3 protein-coding genes are annotated in these 5,200 nt (G+C 58.7%); all 3 read left to right on the plus strand.

The genetic code is table 11. The annotated features are described in order from the left end of the window. The first annotated feature begins 624 nt into the window (after positions 1 to 624). The 3 genes from QJT82_RS44955 (at position 625) to QJT82_RS44965 (ending at position 4,513) form a co-directional block, all read left to right on the plus strand. A complete protein-coding gene (locus QJT82_RS44955; protein ID WP_281446718.1) occupies positions 625 to 1,194 on the plus strand; it encodes a hypothetical protein in 570 nt (189 codons plus the stop codon). A 1,173-nt stretch (positions 1,195 to 2,367) separates the two neighbouring features. Continuing rightward, on the plus strand, positions 2,368 to 3,750 hold the full coding sequence (locus QJT82_RS44960) for a serine hydrolase domain-containing protein (protein ID WP_028344442.1): 1,383 nt from the start codon (positions 2,368 to 2,370) through the stop codon (positions 3,748 to 3,750). Positions 3,751 to 4,300: 550 nt separating this feature from the next. Continuing rightward, complete coding sequence (locus QJT82_RS44965) at positions 4,301 to 4,513, plus strand: helix-turn-helix transcriptional regulator (RefSeq protein WP_026193317.1); 213 nt, start codon at positions 4,301 to 4,303, stop codon at positions 4,511 to 4,513. The last annotated feature ends 687 nt before the right edge of the window (positions 4,514 to 5,200 follow it).

The raw sequence follows: 5,200 nt of genomic DNA on the forward strand, positions 1-5,200 counted from the left end.
ATCGTGCTCAACACCGCACCTCTGGTGCGGTGACGGGTGCTTCGCGTCTTTTTCCTTGCAAAAGGACATGGAAGGGGCGCTGCCCCTCGCCCCTGCAAGAGCTTCTGTCGTCCTCCGGTGCAGCAAGTCGGTCGCACGTCGCGGCTCCGCTGCTCGGTGCAACCGCGTTGCGCGCCATCGGATTCGCGCCGCTCTGCCGGCGCCGAAACAAGCTCTTGCCCCCGAAACCCCGGTCTCGCCGACGGGCAGGCGAAACTGACAAAGGCGGAGGCCAAGGCACATGCCGAGGCTGTCGAGCTGCTCAAGAAAGACGTTCTCAGCTACGATGATCGCGTGTTCGTGCTGGATAACTGGCACGAAGGTGCAAACCACATCAACGGGTCGGCGGGCGCATTCTTTACCCCTTCAGGCCTTGCCGGCGACTTCGCCATCGATGCCTGTGGCGGTCGGACAATCGACCTTTGTGCCGGGATTGGCGTGCTCGCATTCCATGTCTTCTGGCGAGGATATTACGCGCGCGGCCAGGGCGCACCCGAGAGGGAAATCGTCTGTATCGAGCGCAATCCGGCCTATGTCGAGGTCGGTCGCAAAGTGCTGCCGGAGGCGAAATGGATCTGTGCCGACGTGTTCGATTTCGATCTCAGGGGGCTCGGCCATTTCGGTTGCGCGATCGCGAATCCGCCGTTTGGAGCCACTCCGAGGAGCGGAAGCGGACCGCGCTACACCGGGCGTTCGTTTGAATTTCACCTGATCGATATCGCGTCCGACATAGCCGATTATGGCGCATTTATCATCCCGCAGATGTCCGCGCCGTTCGAGTATAGCGGCGTGCAGTGCTACCGCGAGCGCAAGAGCGAGGACTATCTGAAGTTCGCAGAACAGACCGGAATCCATCTGGAAGCTGGCTGCGGCGTCGATTGCTCCTACCACCGCGACGTGTGGAGAGGCGTGGCTCCCAACGTGGAAGTCGTCTGCGCCAACTTCGAAGACATGCCACGCAACAAGGCTCGATCGCCGACCGATCCGGAGGCCGAGCTGCGCGCTTTGTGGACCGAAAAGCGCGCGCCGCTCGATCGACAGGACGCAATCATCGCCGAGGTTGCGGCCAAGGCAAAGGCTGGAATTCGGTTCGTTGAACCGCCGGTCCAGGCGGATTTGTTGGCGGAGATTGAGCGCTCCAGCTCCAAGCGCTGACGGTTTTCTCCGCCAATCTGGGAGTATTTCTTACATCCGATACGGGGCGGCTGCCGAGCCTGTTCTGCTCGGTGGTCGCTGATGCATCCCGAGACATGCGCATAGCGGAAGCTGGCCGAGAGGGTGCTCTCGCCCGGTACTCGCCGTTCAAATGGCTGGCACCACGGCGTCTGCTGGCGGCCCAGCTCGCCACCGGACGTCTCCACGGCTTGCGCCTCCCAAACCAAATCGACGCTTCGCCGGCCGAAGGAATACCACTGGCTGGATCGCGCTGCGACGCCGCGAGCACGGCCGACCAGGCGACGTAACACGCGCTATTTCGACGGAAGAATTGCGTTCGTGGACTGCATTTTTTGCCGCCGACGTGAAAGCCGTTGGACCGATTTTCCTCTGATTCAGGCGCCAAAAATCAGTTCATCGCCAGCAGAGTTTGCGCTGGTTCGTAGGCGCTGGAGGGCTCCATTTGGTGACTTCCGCGCACGTCTAGCGGCCGGATTTCTTTGCTTCCGTTGGGTGGCTGCGCTCCGAAAAAATATCGGCAAAAATGGGTCTCCCATATGCGTTTGCCTCGAGTTTTTGAGCGCCAGGATTGCCTTTCACTCTAGCTAAACGGCTGCGCACGGAACGTTGGGGCGTGGATTAGCGGATCCTGTCGCGGCAAAGAGAAGCAGCGTGAAGAGGTGGGAGAGAGCAGAGGGCGGATGGCAAGATAAAAGCACTGTCGCGGAATGGCGGCTAAGTTGTTGTCTGCACATCTAAGGTTTGTCACCATTGGCGCCCCACGTATCGCCACAACGTGCTCAAGTGGTGCAGTCTTTTCTTAGAATTCGTCTGCATGCTCCGTTTGGGTTTGTCGTGCGGAGAATTCCGGAATCTCGCCGGCAGCGACGCAGGCGAATATCTCGGAATGGGCGTTCATGTCGACGGAGCCCGCCGCGCAACGGTCGCTTCCAAGTCACGTCCAATTGTTCTCTGGACCGTTCGATCGGCCGCTACCGTATGGCAACGCTCGAAGTTTCTCGAAGTTGACGTGCGGGCGTTCTTTGAGGGGACGAGCGAAGTAGGGCGATAAGATTCGGGATTGAATCGAGGGCTTGACCGCGCGTTCGATCCAGCCTGCAATGTGTCGCAGAACGGCCCGACGGCTTCACTTCCGATAGGTTCTAAGCATCCATGTCAGACTGGCTCTCTTCCGCTCTCGATTACATCCCCACTTGGATCGACTATCAGCGGGAATTATTCGATCAGCCCGGTGTGTCGCTAGCAATCGCTCACAAAGGTCAGGTGCTGCTTGAACATGCGAGCGGCATGGCCGATCTTGCATCCAACGAGCCACTCACCCCCCGTCATCGCTTTCGCGTCGCCTCGCATTCGAAGACGTTCACGGCGGCGGGGATCATGTTATTGCGCGAGCGCAATATAATTCGGCTTGACGATCGGCTGGGTGAGTATCTGGCAAATCTGACGCCGGAGGTTTCTGATGTCACCATTTCGCAGCTGCTTTCGCATGCGGCCGGCCTGACCCGCGATGGGCCTGACAGCGGTCAGTTCTCGGACCGCCGGCCCTTCCTCAGTGAGGCGGAGTTTCGTGCCGATCTCTCCGCGCCACAGCCCCTTGCACCGGGCGTCACGTTCAAATACTCCAATCACGGCTTCGCATTGCTGGGCAAAGTCATCGAGAAGGTGACCGGCAAGCCATATGGTCGGTGGATCTATGATCACGTCGTCATTCCAGCCGGCCTCAAGGAGACGACGCCTGACTTCGATCCGATCGTCTGTCGTCCATTCGCCCATGGCCACTCGACCCGCCAACCCTACGGTCAGCGCTTCGTCATCCCCGGGGACAATGTGACGAACGATATGGCCTCGGCGACGGGCTTTACGGCAACCGCCGCCGACCTCGCGCGATTTATCGGCCAGCTTTCTCCCGGTGCCCAATCGAGCATTTTGACGGCGGCAAGCCGACGCGAGATGACGCGGCGCCATTGGCGCGATGCCCACTCACAATTGGAGCGCTACTACGGTTTGGGCACGATTTCCGGTCCGCCGGGACCGTGGAGCTGGGTCGGTCATGCCGGCGGCTTCCAGGGAACGCTGACGCGCACGGTGGTTCTGCCGGAACAAGATATAGCGCTCAGCATCCTCACCAATGCCATAGACGGTCTCGCGAACGTCTGGTTCGAGAGCGTGATCCACATATTAAAGACCATCCACGATCTCGGTGCTCCGGGACCCGAAACCGCCCACTGGCGCGGCCGCTGGTGGACACTATGGGGCCCGTTGGATCTGGTGCCCGGCAAAGACAAGGCGCTAGTTGCGACGCCGGGCCAACTGTCCTCTTTCTTGGACGCGACCGAACTAAGCCCGTCTGGCATCGACGAGGCGATCGTTACGTCGGCGCAGGCATTCGGTGATCTCGGTGAGACCTGCCGCCTCATCCGCAATCCTGCCGGCAACATCGAAGGGGTCAGAATTGGGAGCAAGCACCTCGTGACTGAAGACAGGATCAAGTCCGAAGTACAGCACCGATACCAGCCCAGTTCACGTGCAGTTTAGGCGGCGTTTCTCGATAGATGTTAGGGTTTCTTGAAGGCTGGGTTGGATGAATAATTTGATACCCGATCTATGGCGGCTCTTACCAAAGCGATCGCGCGTTCGAGTCGGCTGAATAGAAGTGCGAGGTCTTCCGGGGTTGCTTCCTCCATTCGCAGTGTTTCCGCTGTCAATGTTTCTCTCATGAGGTCATCAATCGAAAAGACGATCTCCGCCGCAGGCGTCAGACCTAGAACCATTCATTGAAGCGCCGGGTGCGACCTCGCCTCACGCCGATGCGTACCGGTTTGGCTATCGGTTGGATGGGGCAGTCGTTTCGGCCATCGATCTGCCGGTAGAGACTGTCGAGAAACTCTTACTCTCGAAGACTAGGCTGTCGGTACGCATCACGCCATGCGGCGAGATTGTCCCAGGAATTCAAAATGCCTTTGGTGAACTTGGCCAGAGAGGCTTCATAACGTCTCGACAATCGCGCGCTGTCGATACCGCAAAAAAGAAGCGATATGGACTATATTCCCTAGAGACTATATGCCCCATGGTGCCCGATCCTGCAATGCAGGATTGGTGCAGCATCGTAGGAGGAAATGTGCGACGGCTGCGGCAATCGCGGCGCATGACGCAAGAGGAACTCGCATTCGAGGCGCAAATAGATCTAACTTACGTCGGTGGCATTGAGCGGGGCCGTCGAAATCCAAGTTTGTTGGTCATGGCGAGAATCGCACGGGCGCTTTCCGTGCCTATCACCAAACTATTTGTGGAATCCTGAAATCGGCAAAGGCGACCGAAGCTCCCTGTCCCTCTGTCAGGCCTTGATTGGCACCGCGCGCTGTGTTTGTTCTCAACGGGCCCAATGTAGGCCTCGGAACGCGTCGGGACTCTATCGGGAGGCAAAATGAGACAGGGCTGGACTGTCGAAGAGAGCCTCTCTCGCGCCGGCGCCGGTCCCTCGGCTGCGTCTCTTCGGCAGCGCTAACAACGAAGCCCAGGGATCGTCAGGCTCATAACCTGAAGGTCATCGGCTCAAATCTGTTCGCAAAGCCATCCGCAGATTTGGGCTCAACGGGGCTCTCTTTGATGATTTTGGACACTTGGCCACGCTGAAGAGCAGGGGGGCCCGAAATGCACTTTGCTGTGCATCTCGGTCTTGCAAGCCTTTGAAATCTCACCAAATGCGAACGCCCTCCGAGCGCACCATAATCCAAAGCGCAGATACGTTGCCGCTAATGGGCTTCACACCGGCCGAACATTCGGCTCAGAATTACGCCCGAGATGTGCCCGCTTGATACGTCTGAGCGACAGCGAAAAGGGACTGAGTGCCAAGCTACATGTCTGCATATCGAGCGATTGGGGACAACCGCTCTTGGTCGGACACTGTCGCTTTTGACCCTGGCTGTGTGAAAACATAGTGCCGCTGTTATGATTCTCCCGTGATTCTGAGGGGGAATCGATGAGG

Source organism: Bradyrhizobium sp. Mp19 (genome assembly GCF_029952935.1).
Lineage (GTDB): Bacteria > Pseudomonadota > Alphaproteobacteria > Rhizobiales > Xanthobacteraceae > Bradyrhizobium > Bradyrhizobium elkanii.

Bases quoted from the DNA above. Each gene is read 5' to 3' on its own strand.
- QJT82_RS44960 (WP_028344442.1), top strand. From the start codon at position 2,368: ATGTCAGACTGGCTCTCTTCCGCTCTCGATTACATCCCCACTTGGATC.
- QJT82_RS44965 (WP_026193317.1), top strand. From the start codon at position 4,301: ATGCAGGATTGGTGCAGCATCGTAGGAGGAAATGTGCGACGGCTGCGG.